The organism is Streptomonospora sediminis, assembly GCF_054778995.1.
Genome location: NZ_BAAGYZ010000009.1, coordinates 99891 through 120675 on the forward strand (window position 1 = coordinate 99891; position 20785 = coordinate 120675).

Below are 20785 nucleotides of genomic sequence, written 5' to 3' on the forward strand. Positions count from 1 at the left end.
TCACCCGGAGCCCCAGAAGGAGCGGTCGCCGTGCTCGTGGCTGTAGGGAGCAAGCGCTGCGGACGGCCGGGGCCGCCGCCGCTGCGCCTGCGGGAAGGTCTCGCGGGATGTCGGCTGGGGGACACCGTCGGATGGGGGTTGGGGGTCGTCCGTGCTCCCAGGGGGCGACACGTGCCCGTCATCTTCCGCCTGACCGGCCCTGGCTGCGTCCATGATCCAGGAGAAGGTTCCCGCGGGAACTCCGCGGTGAGCGCTGTGCCTGCCCAATTCGTCAAACACAGCGGTCAGCACGTCCGCCGACGCCGACAGTGCGGCGGAGAAGCTGCGCACCGCTCCCAGGTAACCCGCCACAATGTCCAGCAGTTCCGCTCTGAAATATAGGGTTTCGGTGGAGTCGGCCTGAGGGGTATGGGAAAGATCCTCAGCCACTTGCCGCAACACCAGCGCCTCGACCGTGCCGAGCACGTCCGTGTCCAACAGCCGCCTATAACGCAGTACCCGCGTGCGCCACCCGCCCGGTTCGAGGTCGGGAAGCGACAGCCGCAGCTCCAGCAGGTCGTGCATCCGGGACCACGCCGTTCCCTCGTCGGTGTCCTCGAACCAGTCCAGCAGGTTGCCGCCGACATGCTCCAGCAACGGAAGCATCATCAGCGCCATACGCGCCGCCGTGCCGTTGATGCGCATCGCCGTGGAGCGCAGCAGACCGCCGGTGACTCCGGGCGGGACGGCGATCGAGTAGGGGTCGAGCACTGACAGTGCGGCCCGGGTGCCGGAGGTGATCTCGAACCCGATGCACTCGCCGACGCTCGTCTGCGTGTCCGCGCTCAGCACGGTGCGCGGCTGGGCGTCGCCGCCGTAGCCGATGTGGCGGAGCCGTACGACCTCCAGGAACCCGTGCCACTGCGTATTGGGCAGGCCGCGCCACTGTCCGGCCAGCGCCCGCCAGTCCGACACGTTCTGCCAGCCGTGCTCGTTGCCGAACAGCTCGGCGATGTCGACGCCCTCCGGCGCCACGCGGGTGAGCAGCGTGGCCAGGTTGGCGGTGTAGGCGGCCTGGCGGTCGGTGATCGGCAGGCGGCGGGGCTGGTAGGCGGTGTAGGCGCGGTTCTCCGCCGGGTAGGGCGCTTCGCGGAACAGGTCGATGAGCAGTTCGCGGTACTCGGCGCGCTCGCCGGGATCGCCGGCGATCCGCCGGTCGAGCAGGTCCCCGGTGAATTCGACCGTCGCGGCGCTGCCGGCCAGCAGCGAGAACGACGTCAGCGCGTAGAGCAGCCCGTCGTCGGTGGGCGGCGCTGCGCGCGGCCGCCGCGCGGCGAACCGCCGGGCCTCCAGCAGCTCGGCCAGCTCGGCGGTGACCGCGCGGGCCACCAGGTACTCGCCGAAGGTGGCGTGCAGGAACTCGAACACGCTCGCCGTGCGCGACTCGATCTGGGCCTGGGACTCGTGTACGAAGAAGAACCGCCCCAGCACCTGGTGGGCGTCGCTGACGGTTCCGTGCAGGCCGGCCTCTGCGGGACGGGTCCCGGAGTCGGGCATGAGCACGGCGAGGTCCTGCTTGAGTTCGTCGGCAGCCACGCTCTGCCGCTGCCGGACGAACATCGCGACGGCGGCGACCTCCAGCCGGTGCAGTTCGTCCTCGATGGCGTTGGCCAGCTCCCCATCACTGAGGTACGACCGGTGTTTGCGGACCTCCCGTTCGGCGAAGCCGGTCAGCAATTCCTCGTACAGGCCGCTGCGCGACAGCTCGCCGCCGGAGCGCTGCAGTGCGTTGTCGGCGGCGTCGTAGACCAGCAGCATGAGCAGCAGCAGCGGCTGCTCGGCGAGTTCGCGGAAGGGCAGCAGCGCCTCGGCGGTCGGGGCCTCCAGCCCTCGCGAGCTGTAGGCGGTGCGGTTGGACGCGTTCCACAGGTCGACCATGCGGGCGATCTGCCGCTCATTCAGCGGCTCCAGGCGCAGGACCGGGGTCTCCTGGGGGAACCTGGCGCGTTCGGCGACGACCGTCCGGCTGGTCACGATCACCGCCACCGGATGGCCCAGGGCCTCCTGCTGGTGCTGGAACTCCTGCACCTGCTCCAGGTAGTCGGAGCGGTTGACGCCGCTGGCCTGCAGCAGCTCGTCGAAACCGTCCAGGATGACCACGGGCAGGGCGCCGCCGGCCGATTCGGCAAGTGCCCGCCACTGCACCGCGGTGTTCAGCGTGGCGCCGACACCCTCTTCGATCTGTTTGTGGATCGGCGCGTTGGGCGAGACCGCGCGCAGCTCCACCCGCAGCGCGAAGAAGTCCGCGGTCGACAGCCGGGCGGCGAGCATCTCGGTCAGCACCGACTTGCCCGCGCCGGGGTGGCCGAGGACGACGATGGGCCTGTCGACGGCGTTGGGGGTCGTCAGCAGCCCGGCCAGCAAGGACTGGAGGTCGTCGCGTGTGGGGACGTTCTCCCACCACGTCTCTGCGGAGGGGGCCGCGCCGGGAACCGCCAGCTCGTAGCGTCCGCGCGGTGCCAGGTAGGCCGATTCGAGGGTCGGCAGTTCCAAGCCGGGCGGCGCGTCGGCGGAGCGCAGCAGCGGGCGGCGCAGCGCGGCTTGGTAGAGGGCGGCCAGTTCGCTCCGGCGCCGGTCGAGCTGGTGGTGCGGAGCCATCTCCGTTACCAGGTCGTGCAGCCTGGCGAGGCCCGTGTCGATATCCGCGACTCGCTGCTGGGTGGTCCCGTGGGCGGCGAGGTTCGCCCATACGCCGAACTCGGGGACCTCGGCGGCGAGCAGGCGGAAGGACTCGGTGAAGCGCCGGGCGGCGATGTCCTCCACCCGCTGTACGATCGCCTGGGCTGCGACCGAGCGCGCGGTCTCGTCCAACCGCTCCCACATCGCAAGGCCGCGCAAGAAGTCGATCAAGTGGCGCGCGAAAAGGCCGGACTGGGCACCCACTGGTAATTCGGGCCTGAAGTCTGCATCGACCAGCAAGGACAGGTGGCCCGCGTCCTCCAAGAGAAACCTCTCGCACAGCGCCAGTTGCTCCTCCGCGTCCATTTCCAGGTCGGCCACTGTCAGGTCGGCGGGGGAGTCCTGCAGCACCTCGTCGAGCGCCTCGAAGGCGGCGACCGCGACCAGGATCTTGCGCGCCGCCATCACGCGCTCGGTGCGGTCCATCCGGCTGATGCCGGTGACCTTCTCGCGGAGCCCGGTGATGGCCCGGCGCCCCGCCTGGGCGACCGGTCCGCCCAGGCTCGACAGCCCGGGTATCCCCAGCGCACCCAATGCCCCTTCGGACAGTTTCTCCGCGAAGCCCACCACGGCGGAATCGTCCTGCCCGAGCATCTTCAGCGCGTCGGCGTAACCGAGCCTCTTGGCCATCCGCGGGGCCCTTTCCAGTTGTGCCGCGTGTCGTCGTGCGCGGGTGCTCACGCCCCGGCAGGGGCGATTCAAGTACAGCGTGCCCGCACCCTCAACCCCGGCCGGTGCGGGCGGGCAGCGGCGGCCGGATCCGGCCGCCGGCCACTTCCAGTCTGGCGGGCACCCCGTGCGCTACTGCAACCGCCAGTCCACCGGCTCGGCGCCCTGCTCCTCCAGCAGCTTGTTGGCCCGGCTGAACGGCCGCGAACCGAAGAAGCCGTTCTTGGCCGACATCGGGCTGGGGTGGGTGGACTCCACGCACGGCACCCCCGGCATGAGCGGGCGCAGGTTGCGGGCGTCGCGGCCCCACAGGATGGCCACCAGCGGGGCCTCGCGTTCGGCAAGGGCGCGGATGGCCTGGTCGGTGACCTCTTCCCAACCCTTGCCGCGGTGCGAGGCGGGGCTGCCGGGGGCGACGGTCAGCGACCGGTTGAGCAGCAGGACGCCCTGCTTGGTCCAGGGGGTGAGGTCGCCGGTGGTGGGCTTGGGCAGGCCGAGGTCGTCGCTGTACTCCTGGAAGATGTTGCGCAGGCTGCCGGGCAGCTTGACCTCGGGCGCCACCGAGAAGCTGAGCCCCACCGCGTGGCCCGGCGTGGGGTAGGGGTCCTGGCCGACGAGGAGCACCCGCACGTCGTCAAAGGGCTGCTGGAAGGCGCGCAGCACGTTGTCGCCCGAGGGGAGATAGGTGCGGCCCGCGGCGACCTCTTCGCGGAGGAACTCGCCCATGCGGCCGATCTGACCGCTCACCGGAGCCAGCGCCTGCGCCCAGCGGTCATCCATCATTTCGTTCAAAGGTCGTGGCATGGCAGCACACTAGCGGCCCGCGGGGACAGTGCGGGCCGGGTCCGCGAGCCTGCTCGGGCGGGCTGTTGCACGCGGCCGAACGGGCGCTTGCGCGCGCTTTCGCGCGGCCTTCCGCACCCGCCCGCAACACACCCGCAACTCCGCGCGCCCCCGCAGCAGACGCCACCCCGCTCACTCCTCATCCCCGGGCTCGCCCGCCCGCACCGACACCACTCCCGGCGTTTCCGAGAGCACCGTCGCCAACTCCTGGATCCGGGGCCCGCCCGCGCCGGTTCCGCGGACCTGCAGGCTCAGGTCGATGAGCGCGCCGCGGGGGTCGCCCGCCTCGGTGCGCTGGGTGTTCACCTCCTGCACGGCGAACCCGCGGCTGGTGACCTCGGCCAGGATGGCGCGCAGCACGCCGCGGCCGTCCTCGTAGGACAGCCGGATGGGCGCGACGGAGGGGCGCCGGCGGGTGATCAGCCGCAGCACCGGGGGGTATCCCAGCGATACCAGGTAGTGGGCACCGGTGACGGCCGTGGCCACCAGCCACAGCCCGGCTCCGGCGGCGGTGCCCACCGCCGCGGCCCCCCAGATGGTCGCCGCGGTGGTCAGGCCGCGCACGATGTCCTGGCGCACGAAGATGACGCCCGCGCCGATGAACCCGACACCCGAGGCGATCTGGGCGGCGACGCGCGAGGGGTCCAGCGTGATGCTGTCGTCGGTGACGACGTCGAAGAACGCGTACTTGCTGACCACCATGAACAGTGCCGCGCCGACGCCCACGAGGGTGTGGGTGCGCAGGCCGGCGTTCTTCTGGCGCAGTTCGCGCTCCAGGCCGATGAGGGTGCACAGCACGAGCGCGACCGCCAGGGCCGCCAATTGGGGCCAGCCCTGGCCCTGCAGGTTCGGGATGAAGTCGTCCATGGACGACCGCTACCCGCTGCGTGGCGGGCATTCCCGTGCGGTCGGTCAGGGCGGCTCCGGCAGGCAGGCCGCCCCGCCCAGTCCGAACACCCCGCGCCCGCCGCCGCCCTGCGCCGGCGGGCGCTCGTGCCGCGGCGGTTCAGCCGCGGCGGTGGCCGTTCTGGTGGGAGAGGTTCAGGGCGGTGGTGACCAGCGGCACGTGGCTGAAGGCCTGCGGGAAGTTGCCGACCTGGCGTCCCTGGTCGGCGTCCCACTCCTCGGCCAGCAGCCCGACGTCGTTGCGCAGCGCGAGCAGCCGGTCGAACAGCTCGCGGGCCTCTTTCTCGCGGCCGATGGACAGCAGCGCGTTGGCCATCCAGAAGCTGCAGGCGAGGAAGGCGCCTTCGTCGCCGGGGAGGTGGTCGGCGGCTTCCTCGCGGTCGGTGCGGTAGCGCATCACGAAGCCGTCGACCATCAGGTCGTCGCGGATGGCCTCGATGGTGCCGACGATGCGGGGGTCGTCGTAGGGCAGGAACCCGACCTCTGGCATCAGCAGCAGTGCGGCGTCGAGTTCCTTGCTGCCGTAGTACTGGGTGAACGTGTTGCGGCGGGTGTCGAAGCCGTATTCGCAGACCTCGGCATGGATGGTGTCGCGCAGGGCCCGCCAGCGCTCGATGGGCCCTTCCTTGCCGAAGTCCTCGATCATGCGCACCGCGCGGTCGGCGGCCACCCACGCCATCACCTTGGAGTGTACGAAGTGCTGGCGCGGCCCGCGGACCTCCCACAGCCCTTCGTCGGGTTCGTCCCAGCACCACTCCAGGTAGTTGACCAGGGAGCGCTGCAGGCCCCACACGTGCTCGCCGCCGTGCAATCCGCTGCGGCGGGCCAGGTGCAGCACGTCCATGACCTCGCCGTAGACGTCGAGTTGGTATTGGCCCACCGCCGCGTTGCCGATGCGCACGGGCCGGGAGTCCTCGTAGCCCGGCAGCCAGTCGGCCTCCCATTCGGCGAGGCGCCGTTCGCCGCGGACGCCGTACATGATCTGCATGTGCTGGGGTTCGCCGGCCACCGCGCGCACCAGCCATTCGCGCCAGGCCTGGGCTTCGTCGGTGTAGCCGCTGCGGATGAGCGCTTCGAGGGTGATGGTGGCGTCGCGCAGCCAGCAGTAGCGGTAGTCCCAGTTGCGCACCCCGCCGATGTCCTCGGGCAGGGAAGTGGTGGGCGAGGCCACGATGCCGCCGCTGGGGCGGTAGGTCAGCGCCTTGAGGGTGATCAGCGAGCGCACGACGGCGTCGCGGTACTCGCCCTCGTAGGTGCACTGGTCGACCCACTGTGCCCAGAACCGCTCGGTGCGCGAGAGGGCTTTCTCGGCGTCGAGGTGGTCGGATTCCTCGACCTGGGAGGGGTGCCAGGTCATGACGAAGGGGACGCGCTGTCCGGCACTGACGGTGAAGGTGGCGTCGTGGACGAAGTTGTGGCCCTCCATGGGCACCGGGGAGCTCATCCACACCGAGTCGGGTCCGGCGATGGCGACCAATTCGGTGCCGCTGCGGTGGATCCAGGGCACGACGTTGCCGTAGTCGAACCGCAGCCGCATCGCGGTCTGCATCCGCACGGTGCCCGCCAGGCCTTCGACGATGCGCACGAGGTGGGGTGCGCCGCCGCGCGGCGGCATGAAGTCGATGACGCGCACGGAGCCTTCGGGGGTGTCCCACTCGGATTCGAGGATAAGGGTCTCGGGGCGGTAGCGGCGCCGGGCGGCGCGGGGTTCGCCGTTGGCCGGGCGCATCCACCAGTTGCCGTTCTGCTCGTCGCCCAATAGCGCCGAGAAGCAGGCAGGAGAGTCGAAATGGGGAAGGCAGAGCCAGTCAATGGAGCCGTCGCGCCCCACGAGAGCAGCGGTCTGCATGTCGCCGATCAGCGCGTAATCCTCAATCCAGCCGGACACGCGGCTCACCCCCTTCTCAACCAAGATCACGTCTACGCGGACGTACCGTATCCAACTCCGCGTCGCCCCGCGGACGTGCGGGAGCGGCGCGCATTCGGGCCGCGGCGACGGTGTTCGTGCCGGAGGCCGGTATCGCGGTGGGCCGGTCGGCTGCACGCGCCTTTGTGTGCCGTTGCCGTCACCGTATCGGTTGAAGCGCTTTCCCAGGTGGAAGGTGAGTAAATGTGCTGTAGCAGATACCGACCGGAAGCGGTCGGCGGCCGCAGCGGCGTGCTCGGCGGCGCCCCCGGCGGCCGCGTGCGGTCCGCTGCAGCGGTCTGCACCGGCCGCACCTGGGGGTTTGCGACTCGGAATCCGTTATTGCGACGTGATCACTCCCGCGGCGAGAGGGCTGCTCAAGGGCGATCCCGATGTTGGTTTCCGGGCACCCGATACCGGGCCGCTGCGGTACGGCGGCCCCGCCGGCGCCGCCCGAGAGGGCGCCGGGGGGTACCCGGGCGAGCTCTACCCGTCGGTCCGGGCGGCGGCGGGCGGTGGCGCGGGGACGGTCAGCAGCGGAAGGGAAAGCTGCGCCAGCGGGCCGATGGCGACCGCGAAGAGCACGGTGCCCACGCCCAGTGTCCCGCCGAGCAGTGTGCCGGCGATCACCACGGCGATCTCGATGGCGGTGCGGGCCATGCGCACCGAAAGGCGGGTGTGTGCGGCCAGTCCGACCATGACGCCGTCGCGCGGGCCCGGACCCAGTTGGGCGCCGATGTAGCATCCGGTGGCCAGGCCGGTCAGCAGGATGCCCGCCGCCAGTACCGCCCAGCGCGCGGCAAGGCCGTGTACCTCGGGCAGCAGCCACAGCGAGGTGTCGACCGCCAACCCCACCACGATGGCGTTGCTGACGGTGCCCAGTCCGACCCGTTGGCGCAGCGGCACCCACAGCAGCATTGTCGCGCCCGCGGCGAGGATGCTGCACGTGCCCACCGACAGGCCGGTGCGGTGCGCCAGGCCCTGGTGCAGCACGTCCCACGGCATGGCGCCCAACTCCGAGGCGATCAGCAGGGCGCAACCCAGGCCGAACACGCACAAGCCTGCGTACAACTGCACGAGGCGGCGTCCCCGGGGCGGCGGCAGTAACGGGGAGATGAACGCATTGCGGAGAATAACCGGCAAGCCGGACATCATGGGCAGAATCGACACGCGACTGCCTTTCCCGTTTGGTGGATCGTGGCAACCGGTTGGGCCGCCCAGGTAATGTTGGCCCTGCTCAATCTGGAAAATACAGTGCCAATTTTTGAAAGTGGCCCCTTCGTGGTTGGTGAGCGCCGGATCAACGGCCATCTGCTGGCTCGGCTCGTCGGCCCCGAGACCGCGGGGCGGCCCTACTACGCCGCGCTCGGCCGGGCGGTCAGCGGCCTCGTCCTGGACGGCCGGGTGCCGACCTTCACCCGCCTGCCGGCCGAACGCGACCTTGCCGCGGCGCTGGGTGTCAGCCGCAACACCGTCACCGCCGCCTACTCCTGGCTGCGCGAGAACGGTTTCCTGGACAGCCGCCAGGGCGCGGGCAGCTGGACCGTGCTGCCCGACAACGGCTCGGGCGCCGCCGGGCTGATGCCGCGTACCGAGTGCATCGACCTGGGTATGGCCGCCCCGGCCGCCGTAGACGGCATCCAGCAGGCCGCCCGGCTGGCGGTGGACCAGTTGGCCGTGCACGTCGGCGGAATCGGCTACAGCCCGCGCGGGCTGCCCGAGCTGCGCCACGCCATCGCCCGCCGCTACGTCGAACGCGGCTTGCCCACCGGCCCCGAACAGATCTTCGTCACCGGCGGCGCAATGCAAGCCGTCGCGCTGCTGATGGGCATGCTCACCGACCCCGGCGACAGCCTGCTGGTCGAATCGCCCACCTACCCCAACGCCCTGGACGCCGCCCGGCGCCTGGACGCCCGGGTGCGCACCGTCGGGGTCACCCCGTCCGGCTGGGACATGGAACACGTGCTCGACGCGTTCCGCCGGGTCAAGCCCGCAGCCGCCTACCTCGTCCCCGACTTCCAGAATCCCACCGGGGTGCTGATGGACGACGACGAGCGCGCCGCCGTGGTGGCCGAGGCCCGCCGCGCCGGCAGCGCCCTCATCGTCGACGAGGCGGTCGCCGAACTGGCCATCGACTCCGGCGACCTGCCCGCGCCGCTCGCCTCCCACGACACCGACGACCGCGTCTTCACGGTCGGATCGGCGGCCAAGCCGTTCTGGGGCGGGCTGCGCATCGGCTGGGTACGCACCAGCGCGCCCATGGTCGAACGGTTGACCGCCGCCCGCCAGCGCCTGGACCTGGCCGGCTCGGTGCTGGACCAGCTCACGGTCACCCACCTGCTGGCCGACACCCTGCGCATCCGCGCCGAACGCAGCCGCCAGCTGCGCCGCAACCGCGACGCGCTGGTCACCGCACTGCGCGAGCACCTGCCCGACTGGGAGTTCACCCGCCCCTCGGGCGGGCTGGTGCTGTGGGCGGGCCTGCCCCGCGCTGCCGCCAGCACGCTCGCCGACCGGGCCGAGCGCCACGGCGTGCACCTGGCGCCCGGGCCGCTGTTCGGGGCCGACGGCACGCTGGAGCGCCGCGTGCGGCTGGCCTACGCGCACCCGCCCGAGGTGCTGGCCGAGGGCGTCGAGCGGCTGGGGCGCGCCTGGCGCGAGACCGTAGCCTCGCCCGGCCAACGGAGCGGCCGCCTCCACGTGTGACCGGGCGGGTGCCGCTCCCGTCCGCGCGGGCGAACGCGCAGCAGCCTGCCGCGCCCCTGGCCGCACTCCGCCCGCACCGTGCCCCCGAGGTCCGCCGGCTCAGCCGCGGTCGGTTCGGGCGTCCGCGCACCGCTGGGCGAAGCGCGCGACCTCCTCCAGCACCTCGTCGCGGTTGGTCTCGTTGAACACCTCGTGCCGGGCGCCGGGGAAGATCCGCACCGTGACATCGTCGCCGGCGAACTCCTCGATGCCGACCCGGCTGTCGGAGACCGGCACCAGGCTGTCCTGGGCGCCGTGCAGCCACAGCAGCGGCGTTGCACCCAGCCGGCCGCCCGCGCGGATGCGCGCCAGCCCGGTGTCGAGCGCCTGCAGCAGTTCCCGCTTGAAGGGGCCGTGCCAGACCAGTTCGTCGGCGGCGTAGTCGGCGGCCACCTGCGGATCGCGGGAGAGGGTCGAGGTGTCCAGCGGGGTGTCGGGGATCTCCGGTGCGGCCAGCAGCTGTGCGGCCGTGGTCCAGCGGCCCAGCACCGGGCCGGAAAGTATCAGTCCGGCGAGCTCGTCCGGGTGCAGCTGGGCATAGCGTGCGGCGATCATGCCGCCCATGGAGTGGCCGATGAGCACCAGCGGCAGCGTGCGGTAGGCGGTGCGGGCCTGGGTGATGAGCCGGTGCAGGTCCTCGGCCGCGCCGTCGAAGTCGTCGATGAGCACCCGCTCGCCCGAGGAGCGGCCGTGCCCGCGGTGGTCGAGCCCGTAGACCGCGACCCCGTTGTTGCACAGCGCATCGGCGGTGTGCTCGTAGCGGCCGATGTGCTCGCCGTAGCCGTGCACCAGCACCGCCAGCCAGGTGGGCTCGGCGTCCTGCGGCGCCCACGCCCGTGCGTAAAGGCGCTCGGATCCGTTGCTGCCGCCGGGCAGCCGCCATTCGCGCGAGATGACCACTGCGACTCCTGTTCTTGCCGGGTACCTGCCGGATGGGTGACGGGCCGCCCACCGGGGCGGCCCGGGGGCAGACTACGGGTTCTCTCCCGCACCCCGCCCGGCCCGGCCCGCCTCCGTGCACCCGGGGCGCATACCCGGTTACCCGCTACGCGCCGGCGCCGTCGCGGGCGGGGTCGGCTGCCGGGGTGGGCAGGCTGCCCGCCAGGTAGGTGATCAGCGGCCCGGCGACCCCCAGGATGATCACGTAGGCGGCGGCGAAGGGCACGAGTTCCGGCGCTGCGCCCGCGGCGAGGCCGGCGATCACGATGGAGAACTCGCCGCGGGCGATGAGCACCGTGCCCGCGCGCAGGCGGCCGCGGCGGCCCACACCGTCGCGGCGGGCCGCATACCAGCCCACCGCCAGCTTGGTCAGCGCGGTGGCCACCGCCAGGGCGGCGGCCGCCGGCAGCATCGGGACCAGTTCGCGCGGGTCGATGGTCAGCCCGATGGCCAGGAAGAAAACCAGCGAGAACAGGTCCCGCAGCGGTTCGACGGCCAACCGCGTGCGCTGGGCGAGCTGCCCGCTCAGCGCCAGTCCGACCAGGAACGCCCCTACGGCCGCCGAGGCGTGGGCGGCCTCGGCGGCCCCGGCCACCAGCATGGTCAGTCCCAGGATGCGCAGCAGGAACTGCTCGGAGTCGCCGGTGTCGAGGAGCCGGTTGATCGGCCGGTGCAGCCGCTGCGAGGCGAACAGCGCGACCGCCACCGCCAGCGCATCCAGCACCGAGGAGGGCAGGTGCAGCCGCAGGCTCTGGGAGAACTCCGCCGGGGAGAACTCCAGACCCCCAGCATCAACAGCAGCAGCCCCATCCCGATCGCCGCCCCGGTGCCGATGAAGTCCCCCGCAGCGGGCACCGGCGCCACCCCGCCCTCGCCCAGGACCAGGCCGGCCAGCAGGTACAGCGGAACCGGCGAGAGCCCCCAGCGCCGCGCACCCGCCGCGATCAGGCTGAGCACCACCAGGACGGCGCCGAGTTCGAGGAACAGGGGGACGGAGACCTCCATGGCGGACCGCCGGCCTAGGTGCCGACGATGCGTTCGACACCGGCGATGCCCTCGTCGGTGCCCACGACCACCAGGACGTCCCCGGAGTGCAGTGGCTGGGCGGGGGTGGGGGAGGCGATGACGGTTTCGCCGCGCACGATCGCCACGATCGAGGCGCCGGTGCGGGTGCGTGCCCGGGTGTCGCCGAGGGTGCGGCCGCGGTAGGGGGACCGGTCGCCGATCTCGACCTGGCCGGAGACCAGCCCGGGGACCTCGCGGGTGAGGTCGGCGAAGCGTTCGGCGATGCGCGGTGCCCCGAGCATCTCGGCGACCGCCTCGGATTCGTCGCGGTCCAGGTGCAGCAGGTGGCGCGGGGTGTCGGGGTCGCCGCTGCCGTAGACGAGGAGTTCGGCGTCGCCGCTGCGGCGGGCGACCACGCCGATGCGCGCCCCGCGGGAGGTGGTGAACTCGTAGCGGATGCCCACGCCGGGCAGCAGGACTTCGGTGACATCCATGCCGGAACACGTTCCCCCGGATGTTGCCGGTTACGCACAGTGTGCACTCCTGTTCGATGGGTGCGGGGTGCTGTACGGGGGTGGACAAGGAGCGGTCGGCGGCCGTGCGGTGCCGGTCGGTCGCAAACGAGGCGCCATGCGACGGCCGATGCGCCTGTGTGCTGGATGTTCCGGAGACGCGGGCGGGTCTGGAAGTGTCGGAAGTGCCGCACTTGTACGCCGGATCGTATACAGGACAGCGGCTGCCGCGTAATATCACAAGTCGGACGCTGATCCATTGAACGGAATAATCGCCGATACCTCCACAGCTTCTACATATGCGGCCAATCGGGCATCTTTGAGGTGGCGCCGTGCCGGGAACCATCCAAGGAACGCCACCGCGGACGCACCCGTGCCGCTGAAGTTGGACAGCCGCCGAAACTGAGAGGTGACGCCCCATGCTGGCCGATTCCTATGGACGGGTCGCCACCGACCTGAGGGTCTCGCTCACCGACCGCTGCAACCTGCGCTGCACCTACTGCATGCCGCCGGAAGGGCTGGAGTGGCTGCCCAAGGACGAAGTCCTGACCGACGACGAGCTGAACCGGCTCATCCGCATCGGTGTCACCATGCTCGGCATCGAGGAGATCCGCTTCACCGGCGGCGAACCGCTGCTGCGGCGCGGCCTCACCGGCATCGTCGCCGCCAGTACCGCCCTGCAGCCGCGCCCGAAGACCGCCCTGACCACCAACGGCATCGGACTTGCCCGCATCGCGCCCGCCCTGGCCGAAGCCGGCCTGGACCGGGTCAACGTCTCCCTCGACACCCTGCACCCCGAGGTCTTTGAACAGCTCGCCCGCCGCCGCAGGCTGCCCGACGTGCTTGAGGGCCTGGCCGGCGCCGCCGCAGCCGGGCTGACCCCCGTCAAGGTCAACACCGTGCTGATGCGCGACATAAACGACGGCGAAGCCTGCGACCTGCTGCGCTACTGCCTCGACCACGGCTACGAACTGCGTTTCATCGAGCAGATGCCGCTGGACGCCCAGCACGGCTGGCGCCGCGACACCATGATCACCGCCGACGAGATCCTGGAGAACCTGGGTACCGCCTTCGACCTCACCCCCGCCGACGAACACACCCGCGGCAGCGCACCGGCCGAACTGTTCTACGTCGACGGCGGCCCCGAGACCGTCGGCGTGATCGGTTCGGTCACCCGCCCCTTCTGCGGCGCGTGCGACCGGGTGCGGCTGACCGCCGAAGGCGAAATCCGCAACTGCCTGTTCGCCCGCGAGGAATCCGACCTGCGCCCGCTGCTGCGCGGCGGCGGCACCGACGAAGAGATCGCCGAACGCTGGCGCGCCGCCGTCGCCACCAAACTCCCCGGCCACGGCATCAACGACCCCAGCTTCCTGCAGCCGTCCCGACCGATGTCGGCCATCGGCGGCTGAGGAAGAGCCGAATTCCCTCCCGGCGCGGGCGCGGCAGGTGCCGGTTCCTCCGGTGCGCCTGTCCCGCCCCGCCGGGCCGGCGGGTTTGCCGGGGCCGGTTAACGGCCCCGGCGGTGGCGCGGCTCCGGCCGGGCCTGCCCGGGCCGGGGAACCCGCCACCCTACCGATCGGGACGCGGCCGAGCGCACGGCTACGATGTCCCCCGGCAAAGCCCCTGATGGGGGCAGCGGGTTACGAACCTGATCGGGGAACATTTCATGAGCGGGTCCCGGACGGAGCCCCGGCAGACGCACACCGCGAAGCTGGGCACCGCGGTGGTCGGCGCCGCGGTACTGGTGATTCTGAGCTGGACGATGATCCGGACCGACTACTTGGAACCCCGGGAGGTCCTGGCCAACGGGGTCGAGGGGACGTTCACCCTCGACTCCTGCACGCGCACGGGCGGCACCAACTCGGGGTCCACGACGATCTGCACGGGCACCTTCCGCTCGGCCGACGGCGGGACCGAGGTCTCCGACATCGAGCTGAGCGAGAAGCACGATGCCGGCGGACTCGACTCCGGCGCCTCCTTCCCGGCGCGCGCCAGGCTGGGGGGCGGTCCCGACGCCGTCTACCGCGACGACGGTTTCGGCCACCGCAATGTCCTGGAGAAAGGCATCGGCTCGGCCGGTGTCGGCGTGATCGGGCTTATGGTCGCCGGGCTCGGGGCGCTCGGTGTGTGGCGCTCGGAGGGCACGGCGCGGCGAGTGGTGAAGCGGATGCTGGTGGCCGGGATCCTCGCCGGCGTCGTCATGTGGATCGGCGGGTTGACAGCGGGCGGCGGGCTGCTGACCTGAGCGCCCCGACCGTTCGCCGGCCGGTCCGCGGCACAGCCGAAGAATGCGGCCGCGCGACTGCGCGCTCGCCGCGGTGCATCGCGGGCGGTGGCGGCCGATCGGCCGGCCGTTGGGAAAACAGGTTGCCGCGCGCGTCCGGGTTCTGGCGTTATGTACGGCAACGGGACCGGCCCGGCGGGTAGCGGTCCAGAGTACGGCTAGGGAGGTGGCGCCATGTCCTATACCGAGGCACCCGGAGCGCGGGTGCCCATCCGGATGTGGGCGGACCCCGACACGGTCGAGCCCGCGGCCATGGACCAGCTCCGCAACGTCACCCGGCTGCCCTGGGTGCACGGGCTGGCCGTCATGCCCGACGTGCACTACGGCAAGGGCGCGACCGTCGGCTCGGTGATCGCCATGCGCGACGCCGTGTCGCCTTCGGCCGTCGGCGTCGATATCGGCTGCGGCATGACCGCGGTGCGCTCCAGCCTGCACGCCGCCGATCTGCCCGACGACCTGGGGCGGCTGCGCTCCGGCCTGGAGGCGGCGGTGCCGGTCGGCCCCAACGCCCACAAGCGCCCGGTCGATCCCCGGCGCATCCACGGGCTGGCCACCTCGGGCTGGGACCGGTTCTGGGACGGCTTCGACGACCTCGCCGAACCGGTGCACGGCCGGCGCTCCCGCGCCACCCACCAGATGGGCACGCTGGGCGGCGGCAACCACTTCCTCGAAGTCTGCCTGGACGACGACGAGGCGGTGTGGCTGGTGCTGCACTCGGGGTCGCGCAACATCGGCAAGGAGCTCGCCGAGCACCACATCGAGCGTGCGCGCCGCCTGCCGCACAACCGCGACCTGCCCGACCGCGACCTGGCCGTGTTCGTCGCCGGCACCCCGGAGATGGCCGCCTACCGGCGCGACCTGTTCTGGGCCCAGGAGTACGCCCGCCGCAACCGCGACATCATGATGGGCCTGGCCTGCGACGTGCTGCGCGCCACCGTGCCCGGGGTGCGGTTCGGCGAGTGGATCTCCTGCCACCACAACTACGTCGCCGAGGAAACCTACGACGGCGTACAGCTGCTGGTCACCCGCAAGGGCGCCATCCGCGCCGGCGAGGGCGACTACGGAATCATCCCGGGGTCCATGGCGACCGGCACCTACATCGTGCGCGGTCTGGGCAACCCGGATTCGTTCAACTCCGCCTCCCACGGCGCCGGGCGGCGGATGAGCCGCAACCGGGCCAAGCGCGAGTTCACCCGCGACGACCTCGTCGCCCAGACCGCGGGCGTGGAGTGCCGCAAGGACGCCTCGGTGATCGACGAGATCCCGGCCGCCTACAAGGACCTCAGCGCCGTCATCGAGGCCCAGGACGACCTGGTCGAGGTGGTCGCGCACCTGCGCCAGGTCGTGTGCGTCAAGGGGTAGGGCGTGCTCGGCGGGGTGGCGTTGCCGGGTGGCATGCTGAAGGTGTGGGCCGCGGCCGCCCGTCGGCGCCGCCCGCCGGACCGAAGGGGAGCGCGATGACCGAGCCGGACCCCGCACCGTTCGACCCCGGGCGCGGACCCGGAACCGAGCCGTTCGACGGGGTGATCCTGGCCGGGGGAGCCGCCCGGCGCATGGGCGGCGGCGACAAGCCCGGCCTGCAGGTGGGCGGCGCGAGCCTGGTCGAGCGGGTGGCCGCCGCAGCCGGAGCGGCGGGGGAGGTCATCGTGGTCGGCCCGCCGCGGGAGCGTCCCGCCGCCCGCTATGTGCGCGAGGACCCGCCGGGAGGCGGACCGGTGCCCGCCCTGCGTGCCGGGTTGGCCGAGGTGGCACGGCCGTGGTTCGCCCTGCTGGCGGGCGACCTGCCGTTCCTGCGCGCCGCCGACATCGATGCGCTGCGGCGAGCGGCCCGCGGGCGCAGCGGCGCTGTGCTGGTCGACGGCCAAGGGCGCACCCAGTGGCTGCTCGGGGTCTGGCGCACTGAGGCGGTGCGCGGCGCACTCGCGGACTACGCGGGCCGGTCCCTGCGCGGGCTGCTGGGGCCGCTGGAGCCGCGGGAGGTGGCGGCCCAAGGCGGTATGGAACGGGCGGCGTTCGACTGCGACACCCCGCAGGAACTTGCCCGCGCCCGCCGCACCGGTGCCGCGGGCGGCGACGCGGTTAGCCGGTGAAGTCGGCGAAGGGCACGGTTTCCAGTAGGAACCCGCGCGCGCCGAGAAAGTCGGCCAGGTAGTCGCGGTGCTCGCCGCAGGCCACCCAGGTCTTGCGGCGGTCGGGCGTGTGCACCTTCGGGTTGTTCCACACCAGGACCCACTCGGCGGGCGCGCGGCAGTCCTTGCGCGAGCAGTGCGGCGGCTCGTCCTGGTCGTGGGCGGTGGGTTCGCCTGCGCTCACCTGGTCCCCCTCGTCATTCGGCGGTCCGGTACCGGTACCCGGTGGCGGCTACGCAATGTGCCGACCGGGGGCATGAAAAAGCGACGTCGGGTGGCTACGGGGGCAAACCACCCGACGTCGCACCGGTGTTCCGACGGGGGCTCGAAACACCGCGTCAGCGCTCCGACGGGGGACCGGAGCGCTGAACCCCAATCTACACCGCGAGTCCCTGCTGTACGTCAAGACTTAGTTACGACGTGATCTCGGGAGAGTCAGCAGGTCACTAGGCCATACGTCCTAAAACATGAAAAAACCGGCACCGGCCACATGTGTAACGGAGCGCATTGCCATGTGCGGGTAAAGCCCCGGTCGGCAGCCCCCCAAACGCCCGCGGCCCGGGCCCGGCTCCCGTGGTTCGCACCGTGCGGGCGCAGGGAACCGGGTGGAGCAACACCATTGGAAGGGGAGCACATGTCGCACCACACCTACCGTGTCACCGAGATCGTCGGTACCTCGCCGGAGGGAATCGAGCAGGCGGTCCGCAACGGGATCGACCGTGCCGCCGAGACCCTGCGCGAACTCGACTGGTTCGAGGTAACCGAGATCCGCGGCCACCTGGAGGACGGCGCCATCGCCCATTTCCAGGTGGGCATGAAGGTCGGGTTCCGCCTGGACGAGTAGCGCCGCCGCGCCGGCCGACCGGGGACACCCCCGGTGGCCGGCGGGCGCCGGAGGGCCGGGAGTTCAGGACGCCTGGCTGACCGTGGACATGTTGAAATCGGGGATCCGCAGCGGCGGCATGGCCGTGCGGGGGAAACCGTCGCCGATTTCGCGGCCCAGCGTGGGCACGGTGGCGCCGGCCTGGGTGGCGCGGTCGAGCACGGTGACCGGCGACTCGTTGAACCGGAAGTTGTTCACCGCCCCGGTGACCTCGCCGTCCTCGACCAGGTAGACGCCGTCGCGGGTGAGCCCGGTGACCAGCAGGGTCTGCGGATCGACCTCGCGGATGTACCACAGGCAGGTCAGCAGCAGGCCGCGTTCGGTCTGGGCGATCATTTCGTCGAGGCTCGCGGTGGCGCCGGCCGCCTCAAGGGCCAGGTTGTCGATCGGCGGAGTGAGTTCGAGCCCGGTCAGCCGGGCCGAGTGGCGGGTCTGGGACAGGGCGGCGAGCTTGCCGCCGGAGATCCAATCGGTGCGGGTAAGCGGCAAGCCGTTGTCGAAGGCGGTGACCCGGCGCCCGGGCCCGGACGCCGCGATGAACGGCGCACACTCCAGGCCCGGGTATGCGGGGTCGCTGAACAGGGTCAGCGGCATCGAGGTGAGCTGTTCGCCGACCCGGGTGGCGCCCCCGCCCTCGGTGCCGGAGAACACCGTGCGCCCTTCGGCGGTGTCGCGCGCGGTGGCCGCGGAGTACAGGAACAGCATCAGGTCGGCGACCGAGCTGGGCGGCAGCAGGGTTTCGTAGCGCCCGGCCGGGAGGTCGACGCGGCGCCGCCCCCACCGGATCCGCCGGGCAAGGTCGTCCTCAAGCGCCTCGATGTCGATGTCGGCGAAGTCGCGGGTGGCGCGCCCGACCCACGCCGAGTGCCCCGGCGCGCCGGTTTCGGCCGAGGGCCCCGACTTGGCGTTCAGATCCACGGTGCCCGACGGCTGGTCGTGGCGCAGCCGCACACCCGTGGAGCTGCCGAAGAACGTGGAGGTGACCGTGTGTTCGGCGTAGCCGTACAACCGCCGCCCGCCCGCCTGGCCGCGTTCGAACGCCCGGCCCAGCCCAGGGGCCAGACCATCGAAGACCGAAATGCCGGTGGTGGGCACCGCCGAGTCCCAATCGGCGGCCTGGGGCGTACGTGCCGCACCGGGTTCCAGCAGCGGCGCGGCATCCTCGGCCGGCAGGGCTTGGCCTGCGGCGTCCTCGGCCGCGCGCACCAGGTCCTCCAAGCCGTCCTCGGTGACACCGACACGGGTGCGGGCGCCGATGGACACACCGCGGTCGGAAGAGCTGAGCGAGATCACGGTGACCGTGCGGCCCTGTGTTGCGCCGTTGGTGGTCAGCGAGTTTCCGGCCCAGCGCAGGTTGGCGGAGGCGGTGTCCTCGACGAGCACCATGCAGCCGTCGCCGCGCGCCAGTTCCAGTGCGCGTTCCACCACCGCCTGCGGGGTCATGCCGCTCACTTGCCTGCCTCCTGCACTGTGTTGAGGACGCGGATGCCGGAGAACACCGCGGTGGGGCAGCCGTGGCTGACCGCGGCGACCTGGGCCGGCTGGCCCTTGCCGCACATGAACGATCCACCCAGTTCGTAGGTCTGCGGGCCGCCCACGGCGCGCATGGAGCCCCAGAAGTCGGTCGTGGTGGCCTGGTAGGCGACGTCGCGCAGCATGCCGGTGATGCGGCCGTCCTCGATGCGGTAGAACCGCTGGCCGGTGAATTGGAAGTTGTAGCGCTGCATGTCGATCGACCAGCTCTTGTCGCCGACGATGTAAATACCGCGTTCGACCTGTTCGATCAGTTCGTTCGTGGAGGGCCCCTGCGGGTCGGCTTCGAGCGAGACGTTGGCCATGCGCTGGATGGGCATCGTGGCAGGGGAATCGGCGTGCGCGCAGCCGTTGGAGGATTCGTATCCCTGCAGATGCGAGATGCGGCGGTCGCGCTGGTAGCCGGTCAGGACGCCGTCGCGGATGAGGTCGAACGACGAGGTGGCCACCCCTTCGTCGTCGTAGCCGATGGTGGCCAGGCCGTGTTCGACGGTGCGGTCGCCGGTGACGTTCATGATGGCCGAGCCGTACTGCAGGGTGTTCAACTGATCGGGGGTGGCAAAGGAGGTGCCCGCGAACGCGGCCTCATAGCCCAGCGCCCGATCGAGTTCGGTGGCGTGGCCGATGGACTCGTGGATGGCCAGCCACAGGTTGGACGGGTGGATGACCAGGTCGTAGTCGCCGGGTTCGACGCTGGGCGCCGCCAGTTTCTCGGCGAGGAGTTCGGGCAGGGCATCGAGTTGGGGCTCGACCTGCGCGAGGTACTCCCAGCCGCGCCCGACCGGGGGAGCGATCGTGCGCATGCTGTCGAGCAGGCCGTCGCGGGTGGCGAAGACCTCGGCCCCGGGGGCGATGCGCACGCGCTGCTGCGTGGTGGTGGTGCCCGCGGTGTCGGCGTAGAACTTCTGCTCCTTGACCGCCACCAGCGAGGTGTCGACGTGGTCGACCCGGCTGTCCTTGAGCAGGCGGCGGCTCCACCCGGCCAGCAGCGAGGTCTGTTCGCGCGGGCTGATGTCGAAGGGGTCGACGGTGTAGGACGAGACCCAGGTGGTGTCGGTGTGGGCGGGTTCGGGGGCGAGTTCGATGCGCTCGGTGGCGGCCCCGGCGGAGACGGCGGCCACCTGCACGGCGCGTTCGGCCACGGCGGTTGCGGCCGCGGGGGTGAGTTCGGTGGCGGCGGCGAAACCCCACACCCCGTTGTGGATCACCCGGACGGCGAACCCCAGGGTGTCGTGGTCGGATTCGGTATCGAGTTCGCCGTCGGTGAGCGCGAGGTAGCGGCCCCGGATCCGCTCCAGCCGGAAGTCGGCGTGGTCGGCCCCCAGATCGCGGGCCCGCTGCAGCGCCGCATCGGCCAGCCGCCGCATCGGCAGGGCGAGGAAGTCAGCATCAATATCAGGCACAGTTCCCCAACCTAGCGATCGACCGCCGCCGGAGACCAGCAAAGTCCCCTGCCTGGGGAAAACACCGGTACGCGCCGGGACCGGCTGGGACCGGCCCGCGGATGGCGCGGGCCTGCGGGGCGGTCCGGGGCGATCCAGCCGGATGGACCGGACCGGTGGGGTGGCGAGGTGCCTGGCCCGGCTGGAGCCGGCCCCCCGCCCGTCGGTGCGCCGGGTGGCCCGCCGCCCGCGGGCCGACCGCGGGCAAGGCCGTCGAGCGGGCCCCTGTCCGCCCCGATCCCGAACGCACTCATCACCATGCCACCAGGGC

General features: G+C 71.8%; 18 protein-coding genes. 6 read left to right on the forward strand and 12 right to left on the reverse strand.

What is annotated here, in order from left to right:
• The 5 genes from ACYVD5_RS03385 to yczE all read right to left on the reverse strand — a co-directional run bounded on the left by ACYVD5_RS03385 (position 1) and on the right by yczE (position 8119).
• Complete coding sequence (locus tag ACYVD5_RS03385; protein WP_460999390.1) at positions 1-3348, reverse strand: NACHT domain-containing protein; 3348 nt, start codon at positions 3346-3348, stop codon at positions 1-3.
• 171 nt (positions 3349-3519) lie between these two features.
• Complete coding sequence (locus ACYVD5_RS03390; RefSeq protein WP_460999391.1) at positions 3520-4191, reverse strand: uracil-DNA glycosylase; 672 nt, start codon at positions 4189-4191, stop codon at positions 3520-3522.
• 171 nt (positions 4192-4362) lie between these two features.
• Complete coding sequence (locus ACYVD5_RS03395; protein ID WP_460999392.1) at positions 4363-5097, reverse strand: MgtC/SapB family protein; 735 nt, start codon at positions 5095-5097, stop codon at positions 4363-4365.
• Between the two features lie 139 nt (positions 5098-5236).
• Positions 5237-7024, reverse strand: a complete 1788-nt coding sequence (locus ACYVD5_RS03400) for a glycoside hydrolase family 15 protein (protein WP_460999393.1) — start codon at positions 7022-7024, stop codon at positions 5237-5239.
• 504 nt (positions 7025-7528) lie between these two features.
• On the reverse strand, positions 7529-8119 hold the full coding sequence (gene yczE / locus ACYVD5_RS03405) for a membrane protein YczE (protein ID WP_460999394.1): 591 nt from the start codon (positions 8117-8119) through the stop codon (positions 7529-7531).
• A 204-nt stretch (positions 8120-8323) separates the two neighbouring features.
• Between yczE and yczR the strand changes: the two genes are divergently transcribed.
• Positions 8324-9748, forward strand: a complete 1425-nt coding sequence (gene yczR / locus ACYVD5_RS03410; RefSeq protein ID WP_460999395.1) for a MocR-like transcription factor YczR — start codon at positions 8324-8326, stop codon at positions 9746-9748.
• A gap of 99 nt (positions 9749-9847) precedes the next feature.
• Here yczR and ACYVD5_RS03415 read toward each other — a convergent pair whose 3' ends face one another.
• The 4 genes from ACYVD5_RS03415 to ACYVD5_RS03430 form a co-directional block, all read right to left on the reverse strand.
• Positions 9848-10687 (reverse strand): lysophospholipase, encoded by an 840-nt coding sequence (locus tag ACYVD5_RS03415; RefSeq protein ID WP_460999396.1) that lies wholly within the window; start codon positions 10685-10687, stop codon positions 9848-9850.
• 145 nt (positions 10688-10832) lie between these two features.
• On the reverse strand, positions 10833-11432 hold the full coding sequence (locus ACYVD5_RS03420; protein ID WP_460999397.1) for a cation:proton antiporter domain-containing protein: 600 nt from the start codon (positions 11430-11432) through the stop codon (positions 10833-10835).
• Complete coding sequence (locus tag ACYVD5_RS03425; RefSeq protein ID WP_460999398.1) at positions 11330-11731, reverse strand: hypothetical protein; 402 nt, start codon at positions 11729-11731, stop codon at positions 11330-11332. Before ACYVD5_RS03425 ends, ACYVD5_RS03420 begins: the two co-directional genes overlap by 103 nt.
• A gap of 14 nt (positions 11732-11745) precedes the next feature.
• A complete protein-coding gene (locus ACYVD5_RS03430; protein ID WP_460999399.1) occupies positions 11746-12225 on the reverse strand; it encodes a cation:proton antiporter regulatory subunit in 480 nt (159 codons plus the stop codon).
• Between the two features lie 437 nt (positions 12226-12662).
• Between ACYVD5_RS03430 and moaA the strand changes: the two genes are divergently transcribed.
• The 4 genes from moaA to mobA all read left to right on the forward strand — a co-directional run bounded on the left by moaA (position 12663) and on the right by mobA (position 16617).
• Positions 12663-13652, forward strand: coding sequence for a GTP 3',8-cyclase MoaA (moaA, locus tag ACYVD5_RS03435; protein WP_460999400.1), 990 nt, complete (start codon positions 12663-12665; stop codon positions 13650-13652).
• A gap of 257 nt (positions 13653-13909) precedes the next feature.
• Positions 13910-14488: a hypothetical protein gene (locus tag ACYVD5_RS03440; protein WP_460999401.1), complete on the forward strand. Its 579-nt coding sequence runs from the start codon at positions 13910-13912 to the stop codon at positions 14486-14488.
• A gap of 213 nt (positions 14489-14701) precedes the next feature.
• On the forward strand, positions 14702-15889 hold the full coding sequence (locus ACYVD5_RS03445; protein ID WP_460999402.1) for an RtcB family protein: 1188 nt from the start codon (positions 14702-14704) through the stop codon (positions 15887-15889).
• 95 nt (positions 15890-15984) lie between these two features.
• A complete protein-coding gene (gene mobA / locus ACYVD5_RS03450; protein ID WP_460999403.1) occupies positions 15985-16617 on the forward strand; it encodes a molybdenum cofactor guanylyltransferase in 633 nt (210 codons plus the stop codon).
• Here mobA and ACYVD5_RS03455 read toward each other — a convergent pair.
• On the reverse strand, positions 16607-16840 hold the full coding sequence (locus ACYVD5_RS03455) for a hypothetical protein (RefSeq protein WP_460999404.1): 234 nt from the start codon (positions 16838-16840) through the stop codon (positions 16607-16609). The two genes, mobA and ACYVD5_RS03455, sit on opposite strands and share 11 nt — an antisense overlap.
• A gap of 450 nt (positions 16841-17290) precedes the next feature.
• On the opposite strand from ACYVD5_RS03455, the gene ACYVD5_RS03460 reads away from it, so the two are divergent.
• A complete protein-coding gene (locus ACYVD5_RS03460) occupies positions 17291-17500 on the forward strand; it encodes a dodecin (RefSeq protein WP_460999405.1) in 210 nt (69 codons plus the stop codon).
• A 63-nt stretch (positions 17501-17563) separates the two neighbouring features.
• Here ACYVD5_RS03460 and ACYVD5_RS03465 read toward each other — a convergent pair whose 3' ends face one another.
• Positions 17564-18982, reverse strand: a complete 1419-nt coding sequence (locus ACYVD5_RS03465; protein ID WP_460999421.1) for a metallopeptidase TldD-related protein — start codon at positions 18980-18982, stop codon at positions 17564-17566.
• 5 nt (positions 18983-18987) lie between these two features.
• Positions 18988-20439, reverse strand: a complete 1452-nt coding sequence (locus tag ACYVD5_RS03470) for a TldD/PmbA family protein (RefSeq protein ID WP_460999422.1) — start codon at positions 20437-20439, stop codon at positions 18988-18990.
• Between the last annotated feature and the right edge of the window lie 346 nt (positions 20440-20785).